At 42.5% G+C, this 21854-nt stretch carries 28 protein-coding genes and 1 tRNA gene; 19 read left to right on the top strand and 10 right to left on the bottom strand.

Translation table 11 applies throughout. From position 1 onward, the window contains the following. Nucleotides 1-28 precede the first annotated feature (28 nt). Complete coding sequence (locus RBH91_RS19360; protein WP_076761066.1) at nucleotides 29-787, top strand: arylamine N-acetyltransferase; 759 nt, start codon at nucleotides 29-31, stop codon at nucleotides 785-787. 162 nt (nucleotides 788-949) lie between these two features. Here RBH91_RS19360 and RBH91_RS19355 read toward each other — a convergent pair whose 3' ends face one another. Both RBH91_RS19355 and RBH91_RS19350 read right to left on the bottom strand, forming a co-directional pair. After that, nucleotides 950-1243 carry a barstar family protein gene (locus RBH91_RS19355; RefSeq protein ID WP_076761064.1) on the bottom strand — a complete coding sequence of 98 codons (294 nt, stop codon included), beginning with the start codon at nucleotides 1241-1243 and terminating at the stop codon, nucleotides 950-952. Between the two features lie 4 nt (nucleotides 1244-1247). Further along, nucleotides 1248-1649, bottom strand: coding sequence for a ribonuclease (locus tag RBH91_RS19350; RefSeq protein ID WP_307894798.1), 402 nt, complete (start codon nucleotides 1647-1649; stop codon nucleotides 1248-1250). Between the two features lie 242 nt (nucleotides 1650-1891). Here RBH91_RS19350 and RBH91_RS19345 point away from each other — a divergent pair, with 242 nt between their 5' ends. The 4 genes from RBH91_RS19345 (at nucleotide 1892) to RBH91_RS19330 (ending at nucleotide 6453) form a co-directional block, all read left to right on the top strand. After that, on the top strand, nucleotides 1892-2596 hold the full coding sequence (locus RBH91_RS19345; RefSeq protein WP_076761062.1) for a response regulator transcription factor: 705 nt from the start codon (nucleotides 1892-1894) through the stop codon (nucleotides 2594-2596). A 1-nt stretch (nucleotide 2597) separates the two neighbouring features. Continuing rightward, entirely contained in the window at nucleotides 2598-3671 is a 1074-nt protein-coding gene (locus RBH91_RS19340; protein WP_307892601.1) for a sensor histidine kinase, read from the top strand. An 84-nt stretch (nucleotides 3672-3755) separates the two neighbouring features. Beyond that, complete coding sequence (locus RBH91_RS19335; RefSeq protein ID WP_076761162.1) at nucleotides 3756-4535, top strand: ABC transporter ATP-binding protein; 780 nt, start codon at nucleotides 3756-3758, stop codon at nucleotides 4533-4535. After that, the gene (locus tag RBH91_RS19330; RefSeq protein ID WP_307892600.1) at nucleotides 4510-6453 is read left to right on the top strand and encodes an ABC transporter permease; all 1944 of its coding nucleotides are present in this window, start codon (nucleotides 4510-4512) and stop codon (nucleotides 6451-6453) included. Before RBH91_RS19335 ends, RBH91_RS19330 begins: the two co-directional genes overlap by 26 nt. Nucleotides 6454-6469: 16 nt before the next feature. Here the strand turns inward: RBH91_RS19330 and RBH91_RS19325 are convergent, their stop codons facing one another. After that, the gene (locus RBH91_RS19325; RefSeq protein ID WP_307892599.1) at nucleotides 6470-7177 is read right to left on the bottom strand and encodes an ArsR/SmtB family transcription factor; all 708 of its coding nucleotides are present in this window, start codon (nucleotides 7175-7177) and stop codon (nucleotides 6470-6472) included. 87 nt (nucleotides 7178-7264) lie between these two features. On the opposite strand from RBH91_RS19325, the gene RBH91_RS19320 reads away from it, so the two are divergent. Next, a complete protein-coding gene (locus tag RBH91_RS19320; RefSeq protein ID WP_307892598.1) occupies nucleotides 7265-7864 on the top strand; it encodes a flavin reductase family protein in 600 nt (199 codons plus the stop codon). A gap of 18 nt (nucleotides 7865-7882) precedes the next feature. Here RBH91_RS19320 and RBH91_RS19315 read toward each other — a convergent pair whose 3' ends face one another. Then, nucleotides 7883-8854 (bottom strand): 2-hydroxyacid dehydrogenase, encoded by a 972-nt coding sequence (locus tag RBH91_RS19315; RefSeq protein WP_307892597.1) that lies wholly within the window; start codon nucleotides 8852-8854, stop codon nucleotides 7883-7885. A gap of 380 nt (nucleotides 8855-9234) precedes the next feature. Here RBH91_RS19315 and RBH91_RS19310 point away from each other — a divergent pair, with 380 nt between their 5' ends. Together RBH91_RS19310 and RBH91_RS19305 are read left to right on the top strand one after the other, a co-directional pair. Next, nucleotides 9235-9852 carry a beta-class carbonic anhydrase gene (locus RBH91_RS19310; RefSeq protein ID WP_404802455.1) on the top strand — a complete coding sequence of 206 codons (618 nt, stop codon included), beginning with the start codon at nucleotides 9235-9237 and terminating at the stop codon, nucleotides 9850-9852. 17 nt (nucleotides 9853-9869) lie between these two features. Then, the gene (locus tag RBH91_RS19305) at nucleotides 9870-11489 is read left to right on the top strand and encodes a SulP family inorganic anion transporter (RefSeq protein ID WP_307892595.1); all 1620 of its coding nucleotides are present in this window, start codon (nucleotides 9870-9872) and stop codon (nucleotides 11487-11489) included. Nucleotides 11490-11532: 43 nt separating this feature from the next. On the opposite strand, the gene RBH91_RS19300 is transcribed toward RBH91_RS19305, so the two are convergent. Further along, entirely contained in the window at nucleotides 11533-12510 is a 978-nt protein-coding gene (locus RBH91_RS19300) for an HD domain-containing protein (RefSeq protein WP_307892594.1), read from the bottom strand. After that, a complete protein-coding gene (locus RBH91_RS19295) occupies nucleotides 12497-12829 on the bottom strand; it encodes a MazG nucleotide pyrophosphohydrolase domain-containing protein (protein WP_307892593.1) in 333 nt (110 codons plus the stop codon). Before RBH91_RS19295 ends, RBH91_RS19300 begins: the two co-directional genes overlap by 14 nt. Nucleotides 12830-12936: 107 nt before the next feature. Between RBH91_RS19295 and RBH91_RS19290 the strand changes: the two genes are divergently transcribed. Continuing rightward, nucleotides 12937-13512, top strand: coding sequence for an LOG family protein (locus RBH91_RS19290; protein ID WP_307892592.1), 576 nt, complete (start codon nucleotides 12937-12939; stop codon nucleotides 13510-13512). A gap of 46 nt (nucleotides 13513-13558) precedes the next feature. Next, nucleotides 13559-14164, top strand: a complete 606-nt coding sequence (locus RBH91_RS19285; RefSeq protein WP_307892591.1) for a DJ-1/PfpI family protein — start codon at nucleotides 13559-13561, stop codon at nucleotides 14162-14164. Nucleotides 14165-14202: 38 nt separating this feature from the next. On the opposite strand, the gene clpP is transcribed toward RBH91_RS19285, so the two are convergent. Beyond that, nucleotides 14203-14799 carry an ATP-dependent Clp endopeptidase proteolytic subunit ClpP gene (clpP, locus tag RBH91_RS19280; protein ID WP_003185550.1) on the bottom strand — a complete coding sequence of 199 codons (597 nt, stop codon included), beginning with the start codon at nucleotides 14797-14799 and terminating at the stop codon, nucleotides 14203-14205. Nucleotides 14800-15089: 290 nt separating this feature from the next. On the opposite strand from clpP, the gene RBH91_RS19275 reads away from it, so the two are divergent. After that, nucleotides 15090-15165 (top strand) — tRNA-Arg (locus RBH91_RS19275). A 163-nt stretch (nucleotides 15166-15328) separates the two neighbouring features. Here RBH91_RS19275 and RBH91_RS19270 read toward each other — a convergent pair. From RBH91_RS19270 to RBH91_RS19260, 3 genes are all read right to left on the bottom strand, one after another. Continuing rightward, nucleotides 15329-15565 carry a tyrosine-type recombinase/integrase gene (locus tag RBH91_RS19270; RefSeq protein WP_307892590.1) on the bottom strand — a complete coding sequence of 79 codons (237 nt, stop codon included), beginning with the start codon at nucleotides 15563-15565 and terminating at the stop codon, nucleotides 15329-15331. 164 nt (nucleotides 15566-15729) lie between these two features. Then, nucleotides 15730-16446: a site-specific integrase gene (locus RBH91_RS19265; protein ID WP_307892589.1), complete on the bottom strand. Its 717-nt coding sequence runs from the start codon at nucleotides 16444-16446 to the stop codon at nucleotides 15730-15732. Nucleotides 16447-16457: 11 nt separating this feature from the next. Next, entirely contained in the window at nucleotides 16458-16904 is a 447-nt protein-coding gene (locus RBH91_RS19260; protein WP_307892588.1) for an ImmA/IrrE family metallo-endopeptidase, read from the bottom strand. Between the two features lie 129 nt (nucleotides 16905-17033). Here RBH91_RS19260 and RBH91_RS19255 point away from each other — a divergent pair, with 129 nt between their 5' ends. The 8 genes from RBH91_RS19255 to RBH91_RS19220 all read left to right on the top strand — a co-directional run bounded on the left by RBH91_RS19255 (nucleotide 17034) and on the right by RBH91_RS19220 (nucleotide 21812). Beyond that, nucleotides 17034-17342, top strand: coding sequence for a hypothetical protein (locus RBH91_RS19255; protein WP_307892587.1), 309 nt, complete (start codon nucleotides 17034-17036; stop codon nucleotides 17340-17342). Further along, nucleotides 17339-17587, top strand: a complete 249-nt coding sequence (locus RBH91_RS19250) for a hypothetical protein (protein WP_307892586.1) — start codon at nucleotides 17339-17341, stop codon at nucleotides 17585-17587. The genes RBH91_RS19255 and RBH91_RS19250 overlap by 4 nt, the downstream gene beginning before the upstream one ends. Before the next feature lie 39 nt (nucleotides 17588-17626). After that, on the top strand, nucleotides 17627-17890 hold the full coding sequence (locus RBH91_RS19245; protein WP_307892585.1) for a hypothetical protein: 264 nt from the start codon (nucleotides 17627-17629) through the stop codon (nucleotides 17888-17890). A 140-nt stretch (nucleotides 17891-18030) separates the two neighbouring features. After that, nucleotides 18031-18825 carry a hypothetical protein gene (locus tag RBH91_RS19240; RefSeq protein ID WP_307892584.1) on the top strand — a complete coding sequence of 265 codons (795 nt, stop codon included), beginning with the start codon at nucleotides 18031-18033 and terminating at the stop codon, nucleotides 18823-18825. Nucleotides 18826-19075: 250 nt separating this feature from the next. Then, the gene (locus tag RBH91_RS19235; protein ID WP_307892583.1) at nucleotides 19076-19516 is read left to right on the top strand and encodes an ArpU family phage packaging/lysis transcriptional regulator; all 441 of its coding nucleotides are present in this window, start codon (nucleotides 19076-19078) and stop codon (nucleotides 19514-19516) included. Further along, complete coding sequence (locus tag RBH91_RS19230) at nucleotides 19516-20058, top strand: site-specific integrase (RefSeq protein WP_307892582.1); 543 nt, start codon at nucleotides 19516-19518, stop codon at nucleotides 20056-20058. Before RBH91_RS19235 ends, RBH91_RS19230 begins: the two co-directional genes overlap by 1 nt. Nucleotides 20059-20614: 556 nt before the next feature. After that, entirely contained in the window at nucleotides 20615-21034 is a 420-nt protein-coding gene (locus tag RBH91_RS19225) for a hypothetical protein (protein WP_307892581.1), read from the top strand. A 133-nt stretch (nucleotides 21035-21167) separates the two neighbouring features. Beyond that, nucleotides 21168-21812 (top strand): hypothetical protein, encoded by a 645-nt coding sequence (locus RBH91_RS19220; RefSeq protein WP_307892580.1) that lies wholly within the window; start codon nucleotides 21168-21170, stop codon nucleotides 21810-21812. Nucleotides 21813-21854 lie beyond the last annotated feature (42 nt).

Genomic DNA, 21854 nt, shown 5'->3' with positions numbered 1-21854 from the left:
TTTTATTCAAAGTGAAAGGAGAATCATCATGACGATTCAGCTCGACTCGCTGTATGAAAGGATCGGATACCGCCCAACTAAATCTGTGACATTTGCGGATCTGCCTGAGTTTTTGTCTTTGCTGGCTTTGCAGTTCCCTTTTGAAAATGGCGCGGTTTTAAACAATGAACGGACACCGATGACGAAAAATGCTCTGACAGATGCCTTTTTGAACAAAAAGAGGGGCGGTTTGTGCTATGACTTAAACGCCTTTCTTTATTACATTCTGAAGGAGATCGGTTTTTCTGTTCATATGGTCCAAGGTACGGTCTTCAATCAGCAAGAACGAGCGTGGGCGCTGACGGGGACACATATCGCCGTTATTCTTCAGAAAGAGAATGAAACGTATCTCCTCGACACCGGGTTTGGCATCAATCTTCCGCTTGCACCTGTTCCGTTTTCAGGGGAAACCGTCGCTTCAAAAACAGGTGCTTACCGCATCAGAAAGGTGAAGACGGATAAAGGGGATTATCTTCTTGAAATGGATAAAGGGGAAGGATGGCAGACGGGCTATGCATTTGCGATGAAGCCAATCGATGAAAAAGTGCTTGCAAGGGTTCGCGATGCGATTTTCGATGATGAAGCATCACCATTTAATAAACATCCGCTCGCTTCGAAGCTGACAAAAGACGGAAAAATCATTTTGTCAAAAGACCACTTCACAAAACATACAGACAGCGGTATCACGAAAGAAAAGGTGGAAGACGGGAAATTTGCCACCATTTTCAACCAAGCATTTTTTGACTGAATCAGCGGATTCCGAGCGATCTGCCGCAAGCTTTATCGAAAGCAGGGGGGGGCGCCAAAGAGCCTGTCCGAATTCCGCAAAAATAAGCGGGCGTACTGCTCCAGCGCCCGCTCGTTCCTGCAATTGCTGCAGGAACCGGCGGCTGAGAGGCCGGCCGCCGATTTATAGATTTTGCTGTGATGACTCATCTGTCTTGAACTGAAAGCCGTCCAGCTCCTCCTCTGCTTCGCGAAAAAGCTGCAAGTAAGCAGATGCTTTATCACCTAAATATACACGGCTCTTCTCAACATGTTTCCATTCGATCACCAAGGGCATGTTCACCCAGCCCGTCAGGCAATCCCATAGCGCATCAAGGTTTTCGCCGTAATAATCCGGGAGCCCAAGCTGTTCTTTCAGCTCTTTGTGCAGGTCTGATATGCTTAATATTGATTCTCCGTTTAAGATTACTTTATTCATGCTATCATCTCATTCTAGTAAAAGTTTTATAGTGGTCTGTCGTTTTATAGACCAGCCTGTCGTTTGAATAGACGATCCGGTCCGACCCGCGGAAGCCCGATGTATAGTTGATGTCGGCTTCTCTCCATACCCGTCCTTCTGCATCAGGCAGCAGCTTTTCCCTGTTTTTGAAAATATCGCCGCCGATGCTTTTCCCCGGCGCGACTTCGGCCAGGTTTCCTTTTTGCGGTTCCCACCCTAATTTTGCCGCCTCGGCTTTGGTGATAAAGTTGTCAGGCAGCCTGCCGTATTTCACAATGTAGTCGGCGACACTTTCAAAGGTATTGATGATGCTGTCTGTCTGAACAGAGCTGCCGTCTGCTGTCTGCGGCCCGTCAGCCGAACTTGGAGGCAGGATGCCCGCCAGAAAGCCCAACGTGAGAATGACTCCCAGCGCGAGCGATGTCAACAGTTTTTTCACGGATAAAGTCCTCCTCTAATTAAGACTTTATAATTTAAACATGAAGAAAATAAATGTCTTCATGGGATTTAATGAGCCGCATTTCCATCTATCGTCTATAATCATATTGAATCGTTTGCAACAGCATGTCAAAAATCAATTTTTATTATAATCATATTTTCGAACTTTTTCCATGAAGGGTGACAAACATGTATAAAATATTAATCGTGGAAGATGATGAGCGGATTGCTTCCATCTTGTATGATCATTTACATAAATACGGCTATGAAGTGAATGCGGTGGAAAAATATGACCAGATCAAACAGGAGTTTATTGAAAAAGGGGCTGATTTGGTTCTATTGGATATCAATCTCCCGTATTTTGACGGCTTTTATTGGTGCAGGCAGATCCGGGCCGTTTCAAATGTGCCGATCATTTTTATTTCTGCGCGGACCGATGAATTGAATCAGGTGATGGCGATTGAACATGGCGGAGACGACTATATCACAAAGCCGTTTCACCTTGAAGTTGTTCACGCCAAAATCAAAAGCGCGCTTCGCCGCACATACGGAGAATACTCGGCAGCCGTCCATCAAGAAGCGCAGGTGATGGAACTTGGCGGCCTGTATATCTATCCTGAAAAATTTGAAGCGGAATGGCAGGGCAGGCGGATATCCCTTTCGCAAAAAGAGTTTCAGCTGCTGTTCATCTTTGTAAAGGAGCATGACCGAATTGTCACTAGGGATGAACTGCTTGAAGCATTGTGGGATGAAATAGAATTTGTGGATGACAATACACTGACCGTTAATGTGAACCGATTGCGTAAGAAGCTTGGGGAGCTGGGGCTTGAGAATGCTATCGCGACCGTCCGGGGACATGGATACAGGTTTTTAAGCAATTGGAAGGATGAGTAGGATGATCAAGATATATTTGCAGGATCGGGCCTGGCTCATTCTGTTTTCTTTGCTGGGCACAGGCTTTGTCGTTGCGGCCGCAGCACTCGGTGTGTTTGAAAGCGGAGGCGGCATTTCAGGAGCGAATATCTGTTATGTGTTTATCTTGACGGCTGCCTTTCTCATATCAGGCTTTGCGATTGATTACGGGAGGCAGCGTGCGTTTCTACTCCAGTTAAAAAAACAGCAGGCTGATGTCTCATCCATGCAAACTGGAGAAGCATTAAAGGCTTATCGCCCGCAGACGGAAGAGCAAGAGATGTGGACAGCGCTTATTTCTGACATCAATAAAGAATACCGCGAAAAGCTTGCCCATTTTTCAAGACAGCGCCAACAGCATGTTCACTTTACAAATCAGTGGATTCATCATATGAAAACGCCTGTGTCCGTTATTTCGCTTTTGATTCAAGATGGAAAAAAACAGTCCGATATCCAGCATATCCGTTCACTGCTCAATGATATAGAAGAAGAGAATGAACGATTTCGATACGGTTTAGATATGATGCTTCATATGGCGAGGCTGGACCATTTTTCCATTGACTTGAAGGCTGAGAAAATAGATGTCGTCAAATTGCTGAGGGACATCATCAACGAAGAGAAAAGACAATTCATTAAAAGGCGCATCTTTCCAAAGCTCAAGACAGCGGACGATTCCGTATACATATACAGTGATCAAAAGTGGCTGAGAGTCGTTTTTCAGCAGATCGTCTACAATGCGTTAAAATATTCACCTCAAAATAAGGGTGCAGAGATTGAATGTTTGGTAGAGAAAAAGGAAGACAGGACTGCTATTTCGATTATTGACCGCGGCATCGGGATTCCCGCTCATGACCTTCCGCGTGTGTTTGATCCTTTTTTCACCGGGGAAAACGGCCGGACACAAAAGGAAGCGACAGGAATGGGGCTCTATTTATCGAAAGAAATCTGCCGCTATTTGGGCCATGAGCTGAGTGCGGCTTCAGAACCCGGAAAAGGAACGGCCATAACGGTGACATTTTCAAGCAGCACCCTCCATGGCAATGTGACAAAATTGTAAGGTTAGCCGCCTGATTTGCAAGGAAATTCGATGGGAGATATGTTGACTCCTTTTTATAATGAAAGAAAAAAGGAGAAGGAAGCAATGAACGTACTCGAAACAAGGCATTTATCAAAAATGTATTTTTCAAAAAAAGGCGGTTTTTCGCATCAGGCGCTGGACAATTTTAATATATCTGTCGAGAAGGGAGAATTTGTAGGCGTGATGGGTCCTTCGGGTAGCGGAAAAACAACGCTTCTCAACCTTCTGGCAACGATAGACAAACCGACAAACGGTGATTTGATCATTAACGGAACGAATCCGGCAAAGCTGAAGGACCAAAAACTGGCTTTATTTCGCAGACGTGAGCTCGGTTTCATTTTTCAAGATTTTAACCTGCTAGAGACGTTAACGATTCGGGAAAACATACTTCTGCCGCTGGCTCTTGATAAGGTAAGGCAGAAAGAAATGGAATCCAGGCTGATGGATTTGGCCGGAACACTTCAAATTGATCATATTCTCAATCACCGCACATACGAAGTGTCGGGCGGACAGCAGCAAAGAGCGGCATGTGCCCGCGCGATGATCCATGAGCCGGCCTTGATTTTGGCGGATGAGCCGACAGGAAACCTTGATTCAAAATCAGCCAAACAAGTCATGGATTCGTTGACAAAGCTGAACCGCGAAAAAAATGCGACGATTTTAACGGTTACCCATGACCCGACAGCTGCGAGCTTTTGTGAACGGATCATTTTCATAAAGGACGGCAAATTTTTCTCTGAAATTCGCAAAGGGACAAACCGCCAGGATTTTTATCAAAGCATCCTTGACACGGTGAGTGTATTGGGAGGTGATTTCCATGAACATGAGAGTCATCGCCCGTAAAAATGTTCAAGGCAACCTCCAGCGCTACATGGCATATTTTTTAAGCTGCGTGTTTGCCGTTTCCGTGTTTTTTATTTTTTCTTCGTTTATTTACCATCCTGATGTAACAGAGGATAAAATCTACGGAGGTGAAATTGTAAAAGTCTGCCTTTATGCGGCTGAAGTGATCATCATCGTCTTTTCCATCTTTTTTATTATGTATTCGAATTCCGCTTTTCTGCAGGCCAGAAAAAAAGAATTTGGTTTGTTAAGCATGTTTGGGACGTCAAAATATCAGCTGCGGAAAATGATTTATTATGAACAGACGATCATCTCTTTCATTTCGATTGCAGCGGGGATCGGTGTGGGGCTTTTATTTTCCAGACTGTTCTTCATGGCGATGACGGCTCTGATGGATGTGAAAGCTCCGATTGGGTTTACGATTGTTCCGAAAGCCCTTGTCATTACGGCGGTCGGCTTTATCATCCTGTTTCAGACGCTGACCATCATTTCATTGACACGGATTCGGAAGCTTGAGATCATTGATTTGCTGAAAGCTGCACAACAGCCGAAGGGAATGCCTGTCTATTCGAAATGGCTAACAGTCCTTTCCGTCATTTGTTTAGCCGGGTGTTATACCCTCGCGGCTACGGCCGGGATCATTGATATGATCTTTCGGGTGTTTCCGATTTTGATCCTTGTGCTGATCGGGACCTATTTCTTTTTTACGCAGAGCAGTGTGGCGATTTTCCGAAGCCTGTATAAGCATAAATCGAGTTTTTATAAAGGAACGAACATCATCACCCGCTCGAATATCATGTTTCGTCTGAAAGATTATGCGCGGATGCTGTTTTTGACATCGATCATCACCGCTGTCATTTTAACTGCGACTGGTGTCATCTATATGTTCTACGCTGATCTGAAAAATCAGGGGGAAACCGGCATTCCGCAGGCCATCTCTTGGGTTGAGCAAGATGCGTCTGCATATCATGTTATCAAACCGGACGAGGTGGAGGGTGCGCTGAAAGATGCGGGAGCCGCTGTCGAGTATCGGGTCGATGTGACAGGGATTCCTGTTTCATTCAAATCAGATCGCATGAAATGGAAAACAAAAGATGATGAAGGGTTGATGATCTCAGAAAAAGACTATAATGATGCAGCCGAGGAAAAGAACCTTCCACCCGCACACCTCAAAAAAGGGGAAGCCTTTATCAGCTTTCCGTTTGTTTACGGCAATCAAACATTTTTTGAATCTGGAGAGACGACGGAGATTCAAACCGCAGGCGAAAAGAAGATGACCTTAACGATGGGCAAAGACCGTAACAAAGGGGTTCTTTTCAGCAGGGGCAGGGCGAGCAAATTAGTTGTCGTCGACCAGGAAACGTATGATCAAGCCGCCGAAAGCGTTCCTCTCAACAAAAAAATGAGAGTGCTGGGATACGAGCTTTCCGATTGGGAACATCAAGTCGAGGTGTCTGAGAAGCTGGAAAACATGGTGCCGAAAGAACACCAAGATTCTTTTCAAGTCAGAGCGCCAGGCTATCAGATCATGAAGCAGGCGACGGCGCTTACCTTGTTTATCGGTCTGTTTGTCAGCGTTGTGTTTTTCGCGGTGCAAGGAAGCATGATGTATTTGCGGCTTTTCACAGAAATCGAAGATACGAGAATACAAGTATTTGCGTTAAGAAGAATCGGTGTCACAAAAAAGGAAATCCGCGCGATTCTCGGAAAACAAATGGGCTTTCTGTTTTTTATACCGTTTCTCGTCGGCACTATACATGCCGCGTTTGCGTATAAAGCCCTCAGCAATATGCTCAGCTCCAATCTGTTTTTCAGTGCAGTGATCGTCATCGGCGTCTATTTTCTCTTCCAGGCCATTTATTATATGATCACCAGAAAAGTTTATGAACGGGCCGTTTTGAAAAACATGGATATTTAATAAAAAAAGAACTGGTTCAAGACTGAATCAGTTCTTTTTCTATAGAAATATTGAAAACACGTTCAAGTTCCTTCTTACCTTTAGGTGTGATGGTGACAGCCCTTGTCTGCGGCCGGCGCTTGATCCAGTCCATGCGGATGAAAGCGTCCAGCAATGCGGCACCTAAAGCGCCGGCAAGATGATGCCGCCTTTCACTCCAATCGAGACAGCGATGGCAAAAGGAGCGGCGCTTTCTTTTGACATTTTGAATGTCGATGCCCAGTTCCTTGAAAAATGCGGCGCCTTTTTCAGTGACAGTGAAGTCCTGTTCTTCTCCTTTCAAAACCTCCATGTTCACCAAACGCTCCGTCAGCATAACGCCGAGGGTTCCAGCGAGATGATCATAGCATGTCCGTGCTTTTCTGATCGCTTTATCCTCAGCGGACTGCCGGAAGGACCGAATTTCGGCGGGCGGCGCCATGTTCAGCAGGCTCTCCAGCGCTTGCGCAATGTTTGAATCTTTTAGACGGTAATAGCGATGCCGGCCTTGTTTCTGGCTGATCAGCATATTCGCATCCGCCAATTTGGCAAGGTGGAAGCTGGCTGTCTGCTGTTTGATTCCTGCACAGCCGGCAAGCTCAGTCGCTGTATAAAAGCGGTCATCGAGCAATGCGGTTAAAATGGCTGCCCGTGAAGGATCACTGACAAGCTTGGCAACTTCGGCAATATTCGGATTGGCATTCATCTCGTTTCCTCCAAAATGTAATCGATACTTCGATGATAATTGAAATATTGATGATTTACAATGAAATCATGAAAGGAAGGGATAGAGATGAATCAAAAAATCAAAGACATTCAGCCAAGTATTTTATATTACGGGACGCCTGTCATTTTGCTCAGTACGCTCAATGAAGATGGTTCCACAAACCTCAGCCCGCTGTCATCTTCCTGGGCGCTCGGAGACTGCATCGTGCTTGGAGTCAGCACCGGAGGAAAAGCGTTTGAAAACATGCAGAGGCAAAAACAATGCGTCATCAATGTGCCTGATCCTTCTTTGTGGAGACATGTAGAAAAACTGGCTTCCTTCACTGGCAAGCAGCCTGTCTCTGAAGAAAAAAAGCGGGTCGGCTTCAAATATCTTAAAGAAAAATTTGCGGCAAGCGGTTTAACGCCGGCCGCTTCACATTCGGTAAATCCCGACAGGATCACTGAATGTCCGATCCAAATCGAAGCGGAAGCCGCAAATATTCGCATTCCTGAACATTCCCCATTCTTCGCCGCCATTGAAACAAAGGTGCTGCACGTTCATGCACATGAGCGGATCATCAAGGGGGAAAACCATATTGATCCTGAAAAATGGAGTCCTTTAATTTATAATTTCAGACATTATTTTGGATTAGGAAGTGAACTTGGCAAAACATTTCGGGCATAGAGCGAAAGTTTCTAATGGCTATTTCAATTCCTTCACGATATTTTTCGGCTGTCTGCCTTCCAGACCGTCAATCAGGTTTTTGACGGCGCATTCCAGCATGTTGACATGGGTGACGAGGGTAGATGAGCCTATGTGGGGAACGAGCGTCACATTGGGAAAGCTTACGAGCGGATTGTCCCCGGCAATGGGCTCTTTTTCAAATACATCAAGCCCCGCGCCTTTGATCCATCCCTCTTGCAGCGCTTTGATCAAAGCTTTTTCGTCAACGGTTTGCCCGCGGGAGATATTAATGAAGATAGCGGACCTTTTCATTTGCTTAAGTTCGCGTTCTCCAATGAGATGGTATGTTTCATCTGTCAGCGGCGTGATCAGGACGATGAAATCTGAGCGTTCTAAAAGTTGATTGAAATCTGTATATATGGCGCCCGTTTTCTCCTCGGCATCCGGTTTGCGGCTGCGGCTGTAATAAAGAACCTCCATGTCAAAGCCGAATGCAGCCCGTTTGGCGACCTGTTCGCCAATCCGTCCCATTCCGATGATGCCGAGCGTCTGATGATGAACATCGCTTCCAAACAACGTTTCATCATCCTCGGACTTGGTCCATTTGCCATCACGGACGTAGCGATCCAGCTCGGCGATTCGGCGCGCTGAAGAAAGAATCAGTCCAAAGGCGAGGTCTGCGACTGTATCATCAAGGATATAAGGGGTATGTGTGCCGATGACAGATTTCTCTTTCATCGCGTCAATATCAAAATTGTCATAGCCTACAGAATTGTTGCTGACGATTTTTAATTTCGGCGCATTGCATAATAATTCACGGTCAATTTTTGTTCCGGATGTTAAAAGGCCTTCAGCCTCCCTGATTTTTTGAAGCAGAGTCTCCCTGGAGATACGCTCGCGCGACGGCCAGATTTCATATGTGCAATGTTCGGCAAGAAGCTCTTCAATTTCTTTCGGGATCGGTTTGGTTACGTATACAAACGGCTTCATCTGCATTCTCCTTCCGTAAATACGATCTACTGCCATTATAGAGGAAAAACGAATTTTACAAAAATCTCAGAAATTCAACTATTAAAATGCGGGACTATTAGATCAATTGCTGGTTTTTTCAATTTCATAGACGGTTATTGAACTTTTTTTATTTATTTTAATACATGATTATGACTATAAATCCAAATATTTGATATCCTAATTCGTTTCCAATTGTGTTTTTATAGGTGAAGAAAAGTGTAGATTTTATTATTTTAGAAAGATATAAAAAAGGATTTTTTTAAATTTTCAGTACATTTTCAGTGAATTTTTTGAATCAAATCCAAACGCGAAATCCATGTGCTATAATGCGTCTGTAACAATATCAAGGTCATATGACTATGAAAAGGAGTGAGAGAAAAATGGCTAATTTATCTTCCATTTTGAAGCACAATCAGTCTTTTGTTGAGGAAAAGGGGTACGAGTTTTACGAAACGACGAAATTTCCTGAGAAAAAACTTGTGATTTTGACATGTATGGACACACGTTTGTTGGAGCTGCTTCATCATGCCATGGGTTTAAAAAATGGAGACGCAAAAATCATCAAGAATGCGGGGGCCGTTGTTTCTCATCCTTTTGGAAGCGTGATGCGCAGCATTATTGTGGCCGTCTATGAACTGCAAGCAGAGGAAGTTTGTGTCATCGGCCATCATGAGTGCGGCATGGCAAGTCTAAACGCTTCATCTATCCTTCAAAAGGCCAAACAGCGGGGAGTGGAAGATGACTGTCTTGAACTGCTGACAAATGCCGGCATTGATTTGCATTCTTGGATGACAGGCTTTGACAGTGTTGAAGACAGTGTCAGCCACAGTGTGAAAATGGTGCGGAATCATCCGTTGATGCCGTCAGATGTTCCCGTGCATGGATTGGTGATCGATCCAAAGACCGGCCGTTTGGATGTTGTAGAAAATGGTTATTCTCAGGAAGATGTTTCACTTCCGGAAATGGGATGGTCATGATGGGGAGGGTTAGATGAATGCTACGTTTTTCAGGCAGATTTGAAGGGTATAATTTTAAACGGTTTCAAAAAGATATTGTTGCTGGGATGGTCGTAGGTGTAGTCGCCATTCCGCTTGGCATGGCTTTTGCCATTGCGTCAGGTGTTAAGCCGGAGCACGGTCTTTATACCGTGATCGTCGCCGGTATTTTAATTTCTCTTCTTGGAGGATCAAAATACCAGATTGGCGGGCCTACTGGCGCCTTTGTGCCGATTTTGTTCGGAATCGTGCTGCAATATGGATTTGAAAATCTGCTAATTGCCGGCTTTATGGCTGGAGCGATATTGGTTATATTAGGGCTTTTCAAGCTCGGAAAAATAATAAAGTTTATTCCCCGTCCCGTCATTATCGGGTTTACGGCTGGGATAGCGGTGATCATTTTCACCGGAGAAATCGCAAAGTTTTTAGGTTTAAAAGATGTTGAGAAGCATGAAAGCTTCTATATGAATATGAGGGAGATCGTCATCAACTTAGATTCCCTCAGCTTTTACAGCATATTGACAGCTGTCGTATCACTCTTCTTCGTGCTGCTCACACCGAAGGTTTTGCCGAAAGTCCCTGGAGCACTGGCCGGTCTTTTAGTATCGACGGTAATGGCGGCCATGCTGTTTCCTGAACATGTGGTAACGATCGGCTCTGCATACGGAGAAATCCCGCGCAGTTTGCCAAGCTTTCAGTTTCCGGAATTGTCATTTGAAAAGATCGTGTACCTGCTTCCTCCGGCGCTGGCGATTGCAATGCTCGGAGGGGTTGAGTCATTGCTTTCCGCGATGGTGGCGGATAATATGAAAGGCACAAGGCATGACAGCAATAAAGAGCTGGTTGGACAAGGCATTGCAAACATGGCGGCGCCGCTGTTCGGCGGGATTCCGGCGACCGGCGCGATTGCCCGGACGGCGACAAACATTAAGACGGGCGCTGCTTCTCCTGTTTCAGGAGTCGTCCATGGCTTGTTTGTCTTATTGGTTCTGCTGCTGTTTGCGCCATATGCTTCTCTTATTCCGCTTGCGAGCATGGCGCCGATTTTGATGATTGTCGCTTGGAATATGAGTGAGCGGAAAGAGTTCGTTAATATTTTGAAAATTAAAAATTCAGACTCGGTCGTCCTTGTCGTCACCTTCCTCTTAACGGTATGGCAAGATCTTGTATTTGGCGTAGCCGCCGGGATTCTGCTGGCGATCATCACCTTTATCGCCAGAATGAGCCAATCGTTCCGGATTAAGAAAGATGCGTCAGAATCGATTGTTCAGGCGGCGGCTTCAGCGGAAGAAAAGAAATTTCACCGTTCAGTCAGCATCTATACTGTTGAAGGTCCGCTGTTCTTTGGTTCGTCAAATTCATTAGAGGATTCGATTTTGGATAAACAGCATCCGCCAAAACTATTAATTTTGATGATGAATAAAGTAGACTATATGGATTCTTCAGCAGAAGGCAGTCTGATGACGATTGTCAATCGTGTTCACCAGCAAAACGGCAAAGTCATGATCGTCGGCCTTCAGCCGCAGCCCCGCGAGCTGCTTCATAAAACCGGGCTGTTTCATAAGATTGGCAAAAAGCATTTTGTTGACAGGCCTGAGCAAATATTTGATGTGACGTAGCAAATGAAACCGCCAGTTTCGGGTACTCCGAAACTGGCGGTTTTTATTCGGCCGCTTTTACATATACTCCTTTTTTCATTGCGGCAACCGCCTGCTCTTTCATCAAGCGGACGTTTTCTGACAGGGCGGAGGCGGGAACTTTAGAGCCGTTAGCGACGACTTTTGGATCGATCCATCTTAACTTTAATGTTTTATGAATCGTGAAATCGTCTTTGTCTCCTTTTTTGATGCGCCGTTTCGCCGTGCTGAGTTTTTCAAGCTTGTCCCTAAAGGAGGTTCTTTGCTTCAAGATCGCAAGCAGTTCCCCGTCCGTTTTGAAAAAATCCTGTTTGCTGATCAAATGCGTGTCAAGGGCCTCCCTCAGCATTTGGCTGAGTGTAAAGAGCGCATATACATTGAGGGGGTCCATAAAAAAATCAACGACTTCTTTATAATAAAGGCGAGCGAACCATTCAGCGTGTTCCGCGGAAGTGCAGCAAATTTCCCCTTCAAAAACGGTCAGCCCTGTCCGTAAAAATGACCTAATGTCCTCTTGATCTGCAAACCCGTATGCAAAAGAGTCACGAAGCGTGTAATCGATGCGGTCTGCACATAAAGCCGGAGCGGGCTGTTCGAGCAATGTCCATTTTTGGACGTCATATAAAATCTCTTCGCTGGTGAATCCATATGTATGAAGAATATCTGGTATATCAGAGTTTCTGACCCAGTTTTCAAAAACGCGCTCATGATAATCCTCATCTTCCATCTGAAATACATCGTCAGCAACATGTGAAAAGGCGGTATGTGAGACATCATGAAGCAAGCCGGCTATTTGCTCCTTCAGGCTTCCGCCAAGCTTTCGAATCAAAAGCATGACGCCGGCGCTGTGTTCATAGCGGCTGATGTTCCATACAGGATGGACGAGAAAGCCCGCTCCGCCCTGGTGGATTGCTTTTAGCCGCTGAACGCTTCCTGAGCCGATTAAATCTCTTAAGACAGGTTCCAGATCAGCTTCTCCGTAAAGGCGGTCAACAATCTTCATGCTGACCCGCGAATCTTTCCGTCAATTTTTTGCGATGGGATTCCATCATTTCTTCCAAAGAAACGTCATAAATTTTAGCAAGCATGATCAAATTTCCCATGACATCGCCCATTTCTTCGACAAGCTCCTGTTTTAATTCAGATGCGGGCCGCTTCGCTTCGTCCGGACGGTCTCTCCCGATTTCATATGTCCTAACAGCCCTTGCCAGTTCACCTGTCTCCTCCATTAGAAAACCCATGCGGATGAAAGGTCCGTATTCGCTCCACCCTCTTTTTTGATAAAATGCTTTTGTCCATTGTTCCGCATTTGTTAACATCATAAAACACTCCCATTCGAAAAATTCTATTATATTATCTCACACGGAACAAACGATATATAGTACAATGTTAATTGTTTTAATCAATATATTGAGTTGGAGTGAACGGGATGAAAACGGTATGCGTATACTCAGGATCAAACACGGGAACGAATCCGGAATACAGAAAAAAAGCGGGGGAGCTTGGGGCTTATATTGCTGAAAAAGGGCTGAGTCTTGTATACGGAGGATCAAGAATGGGATTAATGGGCGTGATTGCGGATACCGTCCTGGAACATGGCGGAGAAGTCATCGGTGTGATGCCGAAAGGCCTTTTTAAAGGGGAAATTGTCCATCAACAATTGACAGAGCTGATTGAAGTGAGCGGCATGCATGAGCGCAAAGCGAAAATGAGCGAATTGGCCGATGGCTTTATCGCGATGCCGGGCGGGTTCGGCACATTTGAAGAACTGTTTGAGGTGCTTTGCTGGGCGCAAATCGGCATCCACCAGAAACCGATAGGACTCTACAATGTGAACGGCTACTTTAAACCGCTTATGCAAATGCTGAAGTACAGCGTTCAAGAAGGCTTTTCAAACGACTCACACCTTCAGCTGATTCACGCTTCCGAAAGTCCTGATGAATTGATCGGGAAGATGAATGATTATCATTATCCGGTGCTAGAGAAAAAGTGGAAGGATTTATAAAGGGTTTTAATTGATTTGATTACATAAGGAAATGGGGGCAGAGCGGATGAAGAAGAAATGGAATGTCGGCTTGCTGCTGTTTGATGAGGTGGAAGTGCTTGACTTTGCCGGTCCGTTTGAAGTGTTTTCAGTGACTGCTGGAGCGGACGGCGGGGGAGATCGTCCGTTTGACGTCAAAACGGTTTCGGAGACGGGCAGACAAGTAGCGGCGCGTAACGGCCTTACCGTCATCTCTGATTATTCGATCGATAATGCTCCGCGTTTTGATATTTTAATCATTCCGGGCGGTTCCGGGGTGAGAAATCACGAGATTCATAATGAGAGGCTGATCAGCTGGATCAAAAAAGAGGCCGCTTCCGTGGAGCTCCTGCTATCCGTATGTACGGGAGCCCTCCTATTGGCAGAAGCCGGCTTGCTGAACGGAAAAAGCGCGACGACGCATTGGGCGAGCTATGACAGGCTGGAGCAAGAATACCCTGAAGTACACGTGATTCGTGATGTGAAATTTGTTGATGAAGGAAACATCGTCACTTCAGGCGGAATTTCAGCGGGCATTAATATGTCTTTTCACATCGTAAAACGGCTCCTCGGAGAAAAAACAGCATGGCAAACGGCAAAGCGGATGGAATATGACAGCCCGTTTGGCCCATAAAAAAAGCTGCCGGAACATCCGGCAGCTCTTTTACCTGATTACTTCTGTGCATCGATATTGCGTGTCAGCACTTTATCAATCAAGCCGTATTCTTTTGCTTCTTCAGCTGTTTTGAAGTTGTCGCGGTCAGTATCGCGCTCAATCACTTCAAGCGGCTGTCCTGTGCGCTCAGCAAGGATTTTGTTCAGCTTGTCGCGCAATGAAAGAATGCGTTTTGCCGCAATTTCAATTTCAGTCGCTTGACCTTGAGCTCCGCCCAGCGGTTGGTGAATCATGACTTCACTGTTTGGAAGGGCATAGCGTTTCCCTTTCTCGCCGGCTGCAAGAAGGAACGCACCCATAGATGCTGCCATTCCCGTACAAATCGTAGAGACTTGCGGCTTAATAAACTGCATTGTGTCATAAATCGCCATACCGGCTGTAATGGAGCCGCCGGGGCTGTTAATGTAAATGCTGATATCTTTTTCAGGATCTTCAGCTTCTAAGAATAAAAGCTGTGATACGATGGAGTTCGCAACATTGTCATCGATTGCTGAGCCCAGCATAATGATCCGGTCTTTCAACAAGCGTGAGTAAATGTCATACGCTCTTTCCCCGCGATTCGTCTGTTCAATGACTGTAGGTATTAAATTCATAATGCTCCTCCTTCACCTTAAAAGGTAAGTATGTAGTTTAATCATACATTTTTGGTCAATAAAGGTCAAACAAAAAGCAGCCCTTAACAAAAGACATACTGGACTTTATTTTTCCCACTTTGAAATAAATTCAAACAATCCGGCAAAAATCCTTCAAGCAAATCGGGATTTCCTTGGAAGCACAGGTAGAGGGCGGAGCCATCCGGCAATGATTGTTAAAGATATTGTGATTGACTTCTTGCAGATAAGCCCTTATAATATAAATTGCTGACGTTAAAAAATAATATTATGCGCTCGTAGCTCAGTTGGATAGAGCGGTGGTTTCCGGTACCACGTCTGCCGGGGGTTCGAATCCCTCCGAGCGCGTCATAAGCATTAGATAGATTTAGATTAATAAAGCCTAAATGAGTTGAAAACCCTTGCTGCGTAAGGGTTTTTCTTTATTTTAGCGGGCTTATCGGAAACCTAAGAAAGCGATAAAAAACGTTATTATTTTATTTCATTTTGCACAAATTTTGCACACGGCTTTTTACGCGATCGCTTTTTCGAGGGCCAGCATTTGTTCAAACAATTCGAGTGTGTTTTGTGTATCTTCTTCTCGAAGTTCTTTCACCACATGTGCATAATATTTAAGGGTCGTATCAATACTAGCATGTCCTAACCGTTCCGACACATAATAAATGGATATTTTCTTGTATAGAAGTATGCTGGCATGAGTGTGCCTTAAACCATGAATCGTTACAGGTTCAATCTTTAAGTCATTCAATGTTTTTCGCAATTATTTTGTTAACGAATTCGTTTGTAAGAACTTTCCGTTTGTTATTGGGACTAATGAAAATAAGGCCATGCTCGGTGTCAGGTATTCTTTCAAACAAATTTTTGAACAGGCTCATTGTTTTGGAATCCATTTTAATTACTCTGTTTGAAGGATCATTTTTTGTAGAAGTAAGTAAATCCTTTTCCTGTTTTATAGTCCCATGTTTTGTCGATTGTGATTTCATTCGATTCAAAATCGAAATCGTCTTTAGTTAAGCCGATCAATTCGGCGAATCGTATTCCCGATGTAAGAGCAAGGATAAGCAAGTAATACCCAATAGATCGCTCCTTCCGAACATATAGCTCATTCAGTAGCAATCGACTCTCTGAATAATTCAAATGTTTTTCCTCGGGCCGTTTTGATTCTACTTTGCCGGCTATTTTGGCTTTTCTTGTGAAGTCAATCTGAATAATTCCCTCTTCAATCGCTTCTTGTACACAGGCTCTTATATGTGTGTTAAGCTTTCGCACTGTTTGTTTAGCATGTTTCGATCCAAAATCATTCAAAAATTTTTGATATTCACGTTTGCTTATTTCATGAATGTACTTCCCGGGGAAATTATCTGTAATAGTTTGGAGTGTGGTATTGTAACTTCTAAGAGTTATGTCTTCTATGTCATCCTTATAAACATCCACCCAGCTTTTAAAGTATTCATCAAATGGAATAGTTTTTTTATCAACGGAAGCGACGCCTTTGCTTAATTTAGCCTCAACCTCGGCAGCAGCTATCATAGCTTCTTTTTTTGTTTTAAATCCGCCTTTACGGATTGGCTTCGGTTTTGCACTCACGCAATATTGCCATGTTTTCCCTCTCTTTTGGAAGCTTGCCATAAAATCTCTCCTTACCCTACACGAAGTGGGGCAAAAAATATCCGGTGTCCATTGAACAAAGTACAGATTCCATATTTCGCTTTATAACGATCTAAAGCGTGCTGAAGAAAATTCTCTGTAACCCCGAGATATTCAGCGAGTTCAAAACGGTTGGTTATTCCTTCTTTTTGTGCTTGCACTATTTTATTTAATGGAACAAGCTGTTCATAAGCCCACCAGCGCGCTCTTAATTCTTGTTTTTTCTTCTGGATATCTGATTGATCTAATATGTCTCCGAAGGTAGTATAGTGGTGGCCGAGTTCTTCAGCTAAAACACAGCTTTTTTTAGTCTGATCTTTAATTCTCTTGTTTATCCAAATCACATTATTAGCATAGAGGCCCATAATTGCCCCTTTTATAACTTTTTCTTCTACAATGATTCTCTCTCTAGTGCATTCATTAAGAAGAGCCTCGTACATTAATCACTTCTCCTTATTTCTAATTGATCTTACATAGGCTTTAAATTTTTCTATTTCTTCAAGTTCTTCTTCCGTCCAGTCTTCAGTTGAAGACATTCTTGAAGATAAATACAACATGACACAGAAGAAATGTTGGAAGAGCTTAGAGGAATCTATGACCTGGTCGATGAAAGCGAAATGTTGGAATGGATAGATCAAAATATGAATGATGACACTTACCCGATCTTTGAAATAGAAGAATCTTTCATTGTACCTAATACTATGTTTCTGACAAAAAAAGAAGCAAAGGAACATATCAAACAAAATCAACACCATTACACAAAAAAGGTATACACATACGCTATGACAGCTTGGAGAGTACCAAAAGTTCAATGGTTGCTTATAATTCTTGAGACGTTTAATTGGGATTCCATTGAGAAAGAAGGTGCCCCAAAATGACACTTTTACAGTCTGTTTTTCTCCACACAATCAAAGCGCAACCGGATAACATGATGACAATTGACGAGCTGGCCGAGAAGTACGAGCTTCACCCGGAATACGTGAGATCGATTATTAAGCGCACGGATGGGCTGGCGATTAAGGGCAATGTCGCATATGTTCCAAAACAATCTTATTTATTGCCAGCGCTCGGGGTTGCCGGGTTGTTCTTCGCTATGGTGATCATGCCAATGCTGACAAATTAAAAAATATAGGTGCGACGGGCGCGAGAAAGGTTAATAAGAATGGAATTAGGCGCAGATTTAACGGGTTACCAAATAGGTGAATTACAACATTCTTTCGGTCTTGATTACTCAAATAAGCCTTATCGAAATTATTATTATTGCAGTGAAAATAACGCTGAATGGGATGATATGTACAAAAAAGGATATGCAATAAAAAAAGTGAACAGCGATTATGAAATTGTTTATTACGGCACTTTGAAAGGTCTTAGAACAGTTTTTAGAAAAAATATCACAAGAAAATATTTTGAATCAATTGAGGTATGAGCCGGGAAGGAGAATGAGCGATGAAATAGTGCACTAAATGCTTGGGAGAATGTGAATTAAATGCAAATTCCCTAAACAACTAAAAAAAACCCATAATTTGTCGATTTAAAATGTGACTATTAATTAAAGGTGGAGAAATTATGGATGTGTTTAGTCTTCTAAAAAGTATTGGATTACCTGGTTATATAGCTGCTGCGGGTATCTTGGTTTACATTTTTGTTATAACATTTAGGCCAATCACTCTCTTATCTGCAAATATTTTTGAAAAGAAGCTTTTCTCTAAAGAGAGATTGTTTTTATTAATGAGCTGGAGTCATCTTTGGCAAACAGCATTTTGGACGTCGGTTTTCTTTTCTATAGTAAATTTGACTGGTGTACCAAAATGGACAGCCGAAACAAATTCATCTACTTTGGTAAGTACAGTTGCTGTTTTTTTGGGGGAACTATTATTCTTGCTGATATTTCTTGTTAATAACAAAGTCGATTCAAGATTTTTAAATTTTTTCAAAGAGTATTGGGCCAGGTGTCTCCTTGCTGTTGCTTTTGTTATTTGTTTAAGCATTTTCTATTTTGCTTTAAATGGGCTTATTGTTGGAAATATCGAAGGGGAGAACCAGGTAGATAAGCTAATTGCTATACTGGTTTTGTCCTTTAGTTTCTCTTTACCAATTCCAGCTTTAATGAAGCCGGTATCTAAGTTAATTGAATGGTCAAAAGAAAAACATATTTTTATAAAAGAAGAATCTGAACAAGAAAGTCATCACAACACTCCAACAAGTGAGGAGAGTCATGATAAAGGAAATTGGTATGTATTACATGCCATTAACAAGGAATTAATTTTATTAGGGAATAATTCGAATCCTAAATTATGCACAGAAACAAAGATAATAAAAATAGAGGAACTTTGTGATAAAAAGATGTTTATAGAAGAATAAACTTAATAAAGTCCAAGACGGAATGCCTGCGGACACTGAACTTCCAGCATATCGCTGTTTGTTTGGTGTCCGTTTTTTATTTTCCCGGTGGCGGTTAGCGAAAGGAGAAACGGACTTGAAACCCAACAAAAGAAAGCGCCCTGAAAAAGCGCAGGAACGCTCTGAGAGCTTTTGGAGAGACAAAACAAGTAGATTCTTAAAAGAGGCAAAGGCGGCGCTTATAAGCGTAAATAAAAGGGAGGAAAAAACCATGCTATTTCAATTACCCGAAATCGATAGAGAAGCGACGAAAAAGAAAATTGAAAACCTAATGGATAATTATAAAGTGGTTCTTTTGCAAGTGCCGGATGATCTGCTGCCTAAAGTAAAGGCAGGGTTCAACATCGTTCCACCGTCAAATACAAACGCGTTTCATTCATCTACCGAAGATACGGCCATCAAAAGAATAGAAATGGAACAGGAACGAAATGCCTTTCTTTCAAAAATTCAAAAGGCTGTGAATCGTTTGCCGGCAATTGAACGGCAGATCATCATCATGAGGTATATGTTACAGGATCACCGTTTCGATTATGAGGTTTACAACGAAATCGGGTTAAACCCGCGCACATACTTCCGAATAAAATCGCGCGCTTTTTACAATCTTGCTTTTGCATTGAAAGAAGAAGTGTACGTGAAGGGAAGTGCTTCATAATGAATTTTGTGCAGCCTATCCGGGACATGGACCAGATTTATTATATTAAGAAGTTCCTGAGAGAACCGAGCGAAAGAAACTATCTGCTTTTCGTCACCGGAATCAACTCAGGTTTACGTATATCCGATTTACTCCGTTTAAGAGTCCGCGACGCGAAGCGAATGTATATTGATTTAAGGGAGAAGAAAACGGGCAAGCAAAAACGGATCAAAATTAATAAGGCACTAAAAAAGGCGCTGGCCGATTACATTAAAGATAAAGATGACCAGGAATTTTTGTTCAAGAGCCGTGAAGGCCTTAATAAGCCAATCAGCAGAAGTACGGCATACAACATATTGAAAGAGGCTGCGGAATACGTCGGGCTTGACGGTATCGGTACTCACACTATGAGAAAAACGTTCGGTTACTGGCACTATAAAAAATTTAAAGACGTTGCTCTACTGCAAGAGATATTCAACCATTCCAGCCCGGACGTGACGCTTAGATATATCGGGATCACTCAAGATACAATGGACCAGACAATGGATGTATTCAGCTTGTAAGCTCATCTGTCTTCAAAACGGATGAGTTTTTTTGCCAATTTTAACGAGTTAACCATAATGAAAAAGTGTATGACTCATTTTGAAGAAATGGCTTAAAACAATGCAGGGCAAAGGGTTCAGCGATTCCGTGAATTGGACACAATATAAGATATGGTTAATTCGTGGATAATGTGGATAACCGTGGTATTATTGGTATATGAAGAATAAAGGGGGGAGATGAATTGTATGCGGGAAATGCTTTTTGTCAATGTGAAGATTCCTTAAGCTCATATACTTTACTTGGGGAATGGGGTTACTGGTTCTGTTGCGAACATTGTAATAAACCAGTTGAAGATGAATTCCATTACTGTGATGAACCAGACCTTTATGGTTAATATGAATGTTGAGGAGAGAAATGCCAGGGTTTAACAGTGGCACAATTCTGGCACAACGTTGGCACTCTGTTTTGTTTTAGATCGGTTAATATGGTATTGGGTCAAATTTAAAGACAGTGTTCATAAAAGAATTGAAATTCTCTTTGTCGAAGGTAAGTAGTCAGGGAGAGGGGAGATTATAGATGAAAAATAGTTTGAGTGAAAGATTTTCTACTGTTGATAATATATTCAGTAATCGTGGTCTGTTTTTTGCGGAAAAAGAAGTGGAAACTCCAACAATGAAAAAGTATGCTGTGAAAGTTCTGAAGGATAATGATAAGGAGCTTGAAGAACTATCCGAGAAATTTAATACTCTGGTAAGCGAAAAACAAATTAGAGAAATAGACCATAATGAATCTCAGTATTATAGTAATCAAATTGAAGCCTTGTCCCAAGAACTTGAAAAGAGGGCGGAAATAATTTGTACCTTATATCCTGATCTCATTAAGTTTGAGATAAAAATAAACGAGAACTGTACCATTTTTGAGTTTAAGGAAGATGATTATTGGACACCATTAATAAATTATTTGCATAATAACCTTGGGCAAACATTGCTAAAATAATTCAGCATCCTTTTCAAGGATGCTTTTTAATATTGGGTACAGTGAAAACTTAGAATGGATGGGTGCTAATATCAAAATAAAATTACATTGGAACTCCTGACAGGTTATTATTAGGTACAAAGGAGAAGTGATTATGAATAAAATTAGCAATATTAGGTTTCACTTTTTTATTAGTGGAAAGCTACAAACATTTGAAGAATATGCGGAATACATCGAGAGCAGTTTAAGGAGCGAGCTTTATAAATTTGATGAGGCTTTTAGAGAAGAAAGTGATGAAGATAAAGAAGAGTTTATTCATTTTCACTATGATGAGATGGCTCAATTTAGAGATAACTTTCCTGCAATAATGAGGAATTCTTTATTTATAAGTGTTTATTCGTTTCTGGAGGAGAAGATTATAGAGCTATGTAATCAACCAGATGAGACAGGTATTAAATTAGATGATTTACAGGGAAATGGTATACAAAGGGCTTCCTTGTTTATTAAAAAAGTCATGAAAAAAGATTTTCCTGATGACACTAAGGAGTGGCATTTTATAATGAATGCCAACCAGATAAGAAATTGCATTGTTCATTGTGGTGGAGATATAGATAAAACAAAGAGCCCTACTAAAGTTAGAAATGCAGTTAATGAACTGAAGAATGTGACTGAAAGCAGACATAGTAGTATAGTACTTAATGAAGAATTTTGCTTAGAGTTCATCAAGGTTGTAGAGAAATTTCTGCGTAAACTATATAAAATTGGTGACGGGGTTGAATGCCGAGAATTGGATAATTAAAGTCCCACGGATTTTTTCCATGTGGGCTTTTTTATTTTAGGG

This window comes from Bacillus swezeyi, assembly GCF_030908325.1.
GTDB lineage: Bacteria > Bacillota > Bacilli > Bacillales > Bacillaceae > Bacillus > Bacillus swezeyi.
This window is presented reverse-complemented; position numbering and strand designations above follow the sequence as displayed.

Bases quoted from the DNA above. Each gene is read 5' to 3' on its own strand.
- RBH91_RS19290 (WP_307892592.1), top strand. From the start codon at position 12,937: ATGAAAACGGTATGCGTATACTCAGGATCAAACACGGGAACGAATCCG.
- RBH91_RS19245 (WP_307892585.1), top strand. From the start codon at position 17,627: ATGGAATTAGGCGCAGATTTAACGGGTTACCAAATAGGTGAATTACAA.
- RBH91_RS19225 (WP_307892581.1), top strand. From the start codon at position 20,615: ATGAAAAATAGTTTGAGTGAAAGATTTTCTACTGTTGATAATATATTC.
- RBH91_RS19260 (WP_307892588.1), bottom strand. From the start codon at position 16,904: ATGTACGAGGCTCTTCTTAATGAATGCACTAGAGAGAGAATCATTGTA.
- RBH91_RS19250 (WP_307892586.1), top strand. From the start codon at position 17,339: ATGACACTTTTACAGTCTGTTTTTCTCCACACAATCAAAGCGCAACCG.
- RBH91_RS19300 (WP_307892594.1), bottom strand. From the start codon at position 12,510: ATGAAGATTGTTGACCGCCTTTACGGAGAAGCTGATCTGGAACCTGTC.
- RBH91_RS19240 (WP_307892584.1), top strand. From the start codon at position 18,031: ATGGATGTGTTTAGTCTTCTAAAAAGTATTGGATTACCTGGTTATATA.
- RBH91_RS19230 (WP_307892582.1), top strand. From the start codon at position 19,516: ATGAATTTTGTGCAGCCTATCCGGGACATGGACCAGATTTATTATATT.
- RBH91_RS19220 (WP_307892580.1), top strand. From the start codon at position 21,168: ATGAATAAAATTAGCAATATTAGGTTTCACTTTTTTATTAGTGGAAAG.
- RBH91_RS19325 (WP_307892599.1), bottom strand. From the start codon at position 7,177: ATGAATGCCAATCCGAATATTGCCGAAGTTGCCAAGCTTGTCAGTGAT.
- RBH91_RS19265 (WP_307892589.1), bottom strand. From the start codon at position 16,446: ATGGCAAGCTTCCAAAAGAGAGGGAAAACATGGCAATATTGCGTGAGT.
- clpP (WP_003185550.1), bottom strand. From the start codon at position 14,799: ATGAATTTAATACCTACAGTCATTGAACAGACGAATCGCGGGGAAAGA.
- RBH91_RS19295 (WP_307892593.1), bottom strand. From the start codon at position 12,829: ATGATGTTAACAAATGCGGAACAATGGACAAAAGCATTTTATCAAAAA.
- RBH91_RS19315 (WP_307892597.1), bottom strand. From the start codon at position 8,854: ATGAAGCCGTTTGTATACGTAACCAAACCGATCCCGAAAGAAATTGAA.
- RBH91_RS19360 (WP_076761066.1), top strand. From the start codon at position 29: ATGACGATTCAGCTCGACTCGCTGTATGAAAGGATCGGATACCGCCCA.
- RBH91_RS19285 (WP_307892591.1), top strand. From the start codon at position 13,559: ATGAAGAAGAAATGGAATGTCGGCTTGCTGCTGTTTGATGAGGTGGAA.
- RBH91_RS19345 (WP_076761062.1), top strand. From the start codon at position 1,892: ATGTATAAAATATTAATCGTGGAAGATGATGAGCGGATTGCTTCCATC.
- RBH91_RS19340 (WP_307892601.1), top strand. From the start codon at position 2,598: ATGATCAAGATATATTTGCAGGATCGGGCCTGGCTCATTCTGTTTTCT.
- RBH91_RS19320 (WP_307892598.1), top strand. From the start codon at position 7,265: ATGAATCAAAAAATCAAAGACATTCAGCCAAGTATTTTATATTACGGG.
- RBH91_RS19355 (WP_076761064.1), bottom strand. From the start codon at position 1,243: ATGAATAAAGTAATCTTAAACGGAGAATCAATATTAAGCATATCAGAC.
- RBH91_RS19310 (WP_404802455.1), top strand. From the start codon at position 9,235: ATGAAAAGGAGTGAGAGAAAAATGGCTAATTTATCTTCCATTTTGAAG.
- RBH91_RS19335 (WP_076761162.1), top strand. From the start codon at position 3,756: ATGAACGTACTCGAAACAAGGCATTTATCAAAAATGTATTTTTCAAAA.
- RBH91_RS19330 (WP_307892600.1), top strand. From the start codon at position 4,510: ATGAACATGAGAGTCATCGCCCGTAAAAATGTTCAAGGCAACCTCCAG.
- RBH91_RS19305 (WP_307892595.1), top strand. From the start codon at position 9,870: ATGCTACGTTTTTCAGGCAGATTTGAAGGGTATAATTTTAAACGGTTT.
- RBH91_RS19235 (WP_307892583.1), top strand. From the start codon at position 19,076: ATGCTATTTCAATTACCCGAAATCGATAGAGAAGCGACGAAAAAGAAA.
- RBH91_RS19255 (WP_307892587.1), top strand. From the start codon at position 17,034: ATGTTGGAAGAGCTTAGAGGAATCTATGACCTGGTCGATGAAAGCGAA.